This window comes from uncultured Thiodictyon sp., assembly GCF_903828115.1.
In the GTDB taxonomy this organism is placed as follows: domain Bacteria; phylum Pseudomonadota; class Gammaproteobacteria; order Chromatiales; family Chromatiaceae; genus Thiodictyon.
Genome location: NZ_CAIKKU010000394.1, coordinates 1 through 2833 on the forward strand (window position 1 = coordinate 1; position 2833 = coordinate 2833).

Here is a 2833-nt window from a genome sequence, read left to right on the forward strand (position 1 = left end):
AACAATGCTCCAGGCCGCCGAACAGAACGCTCGCCCCGGTCATTGCGCCCCCCCAAAAACGGCCGTCTCCACAAGGCCACAGAGCAGGTGTCCCAGCACCAGATGCGCCTCTTGGATTCTTGGGGTATCGCCCGCGGGCACGGCCAGACAGTAGTCGCAGTACGCGCCCATCGGACCATCGCGATTGCCCGTCAACCCGACGCAGATCAGCCCTCGGCGGCGCGCCTCGTCCAGGGCGAGGAGGATGTTGGGCGAACTACCGGACGTCGAGTAAGCAATAAAAACATCACCCCGACGACCGTGCGCCTGGACCTGCCGGGCAAAGATCTGTTCAAAACCATGGTCGTTGCCGATCGACGTCAGGACGGACGTATCCGTCGTCAGGGCGATGGCGGCGAGACTCGGACGCTCCATCGCGAAGCGACCCACCAATTCTGCCGCAATGTGCTGCGCGTCGGCCGCGCTCCCGCCATTTCCTGCCAACAGGATCTTGCCCCCGGCCTGCAGACAGGCAACACAGGCCAAGGCCGTGCCCTCGATCGTGGCGATGAGTGCCGAATCTGCGAGCATCGCGGCCAACACCCGCCCGGTCTCGCGGATCTGGTCACCAATCTGATCACGCATGGTCTTGTCCATGACGATTACCCTGCCCGCGAACACGGCGGCAGGTGCCGTTGCGTTAAGTCGTTCATCCATAGCCTGGAATTTCTATAATTAAATCAGTCGCTCAGATCGACGCCCGCGGGCATTGCCAGCAGCCGGGCGCGGCCCCCGGATGGTTTCTCCGTGAGGACCGGCGCGGACTCCAGCGTAGACGAGTCTTGGCCGGGGCGCAATCCAGGACGGCCGCGGGGGCGCGGGGCGCTCAGGCCGGGGAGGCCGCACCGCGTTCACGCGCCAGCAGCCGCTCGGTGAGATAGAGGGCGGCGAGCGAGCGCGCCTCGTCGAAGTCGTCGCGCGCCAGCAGCGCGTCCAGCGCATCCAGGCGCCAGGGGACGACCTCGATCGGCTCGGGTTCGTCGCCGGGCAGACGACTGGGGTAGAGTGTGCGGGCGAGGATGATCAGGCTGCGGTGTCCGAGGTAGCCTGGCACCACTGAGACGCGGCCCAGGACCTGCAAGTCGCGGGCGGCGTAGCCGACCTCCTCCTGCAGTTCCCGGTTGGCGGCGGCCACGGGGTCCTCCCCGGGTTCCACAATGCCCTTGGGCAACCCCAGTTCATAGCGCTCGCTCCCGGCCCCATATTCGCGGATCAGGAGCAGGGTGTGGGCGTCCAGCAGGGGCACGATCAGCACCGAGTCGGCCCCGCCGGGGATGCGCTCGAAGGTGCGCCGGGCGCCGTTGGCGAACTCCAGGTCCACCTCTTCGACGCGAATGAGTCGACTGCGGGCGACCAGGCGCCGGGCGAGAATCTTAGGGCTGGTGGACACGCGTAACGTCCCCTCAGCAGCGGGCGGGCGCGGCGGCGCGCCCTGGCCGGGTGGCCCGGCAGGCGCACAGAGTTTCAATCACGGGGACCGCGACCATGACCACGATCGACTGGGAACGCATCGACGACTGTTTTCTCGACATGGACGGGACCCTGCTCGACCTGCATTTCGACAATCATTTCTGGCTTGAACACGTCCCGCGCCGTTACGCGGACGCCCAAGGACTCACGCTGGAGGCGGCCAAGACGCAACTGCGTACCCGCTACCAGGCGATCGAGGGGACGCTCGAATGGTACTGCGTCGATCACTGGAGCCGGGAACTCGGGTTGGACATCACCCGCCTCAAGGCCGAGGTGGACCACCTGATCGCCGTCCACCCGCATGTGGTGGACTTTCTCACCGCCCTGGCCGAGCGCGGCAAGCGCCGGGTCCTGGTGACCAACGCCCACCAGAAGACCCTGGCACTGAAGCTCGACCGCACGCGCCTCGCCGGCCACTTCGAGCACATCATCTCCGCCCATGACCTGGGGTTGCCGAAGGAGGACCCGGCCTTCTGGCCGCGCCTGCGCGCGGTGCGACCCTTCGACCCGGCCCGCACCCTGTTCATCGACGACAACCCGCGCGTCCTGCGCGCCGCCCGTATCTTCGGCATGGGCTCGCTGCTCGCGGTGCTGAAACCCGACTCCCAGGCGCCGCGGCGGGTGCAGGACGAGTTTCCGGCGATCGGCGACTTCGCGGAACTGCTCCCGGGGCTGCGCGCCTGAGCGCGGCGACGCGGCCCTGCTGGTCAGCGAGTGGATGCTGACCATCAGCGGGAGCGGTCCGCACAGCGGACCCTACTATCGTGGAACGCAGATCCCAGTACCATTCAAGCGCAACCGTGAACTCCACAAATGGACAGGATTAACAGGATTTCTCAGGATTTACAGGAAGCGTTGCTGATGTATGTCGCGCCCTGATTTCTTCTGTTAATCCTGCAAAATCCTGTTAATCTTGTCTAATTTCTTCGCCTTACTCGATCACCAGACGGATATCGGGAATTCCGCATCGCGGTACCAGAGCGTGGCCCGCGCTCATTCGCGGATAAATTCTCCCTAATTCTTGGCATCAGGACTCGTCGGGCTCGCCGACCGGCCCACCCGGCGCCTGGATGGCTGGTTGCTCATCCCCCGCCCTCGCGCCCGGCTTGCGGCGCCGACGGCGCCGCTTCTTGGCGGGGTCGGCGGCCATGTCCGTCGGCACCGCGGTCGACTCAGACGGCCCCGGGACACCGGGCGGTGCATCCGGCGGGGTGACCGCGCCATGGCCCGCCGCGGCCGAGGTCAAGGCCGCCTGCTCGGGCGCACGGCGCGCCCGGCGCGACGGCCGGGGCGGGGGGGGCGTCGCCACTGCGGCGGCGTCGGC

3 protein-coding genes and 1 pseudogene are annotated in these 2833 nt (G+C 67.1%); 1 reads left to right on the forward strand and 3 read right to left on the reverse strand.

Annotation, left to right across the window (positions count from 1 at the left end):
• Nucleotides 1-39 precede the first annotated feature (39 nt).
• Together QZY48_RS14425 and nudE are read right to left on the reverse strand one after the other, a co-directional pair.
• The gene (locus QZY48_RS14425; protein WP_295431891.1) at nt 40-570 is read right to left on the reverse strand and encodes a D-sedoheptulose 7-phosphate isomerase; all 531 of its coding nucleotides are present in this window, start codon (nt 568-570) and stop codon (nt 40-42) included.
• A gap of 295 nt (nt 571-865) precedes the next feature.
• Entirely contained in the window at nt 866-1429 is a 564-nt protein-coding gene (gene nudE, locus QZY48_RS14430) for an ADP compounds hydrolase NudE (RefSeq protein WP_295431885.1), read from the reverse strand.
• A 95-nt stretch (nt 1430-1524) separates the two neighbouring features.
• Between nudE and yrfG the strand changes: the two genes are divergently transcribed.
• Nucleotides 1525-2193, forward strand: a complete 669-nt coding sequence (gene yrfG, locus QZY48_RS14435; RefSeq protein ID WP_295431888.1) for a GMP/IMP nucleotidase — start codon at nt 1525-1527, stop codon at nt 2191-2193.
• 343 nt (nt 2194-2536) lie between these two features.
• Here yrfG and QZY48_RS14440 read toward each other — a convergent pair.
• Nucleotides 2537-2833 (reverse strand): annotated as a pseudogene (locus QZY48_RS14440) (hypothetical protein); the annotation flags it as partial.

Coding starts and splice junctions, on each gene's coding strand:
- QZY48_RS14425 (WP_295431891.1), bottom strand. CDS start 570: ATGCTCGCAGATTCGGCACTCATCGCCACGATCGAGGGCACGGCCTTG.
- yrfG (WP_295431888.1), top strand. CDS start 1,525: ATGACCACGATCGACTGGGAACGCATCGACGACTGTTTTCTCGACATG.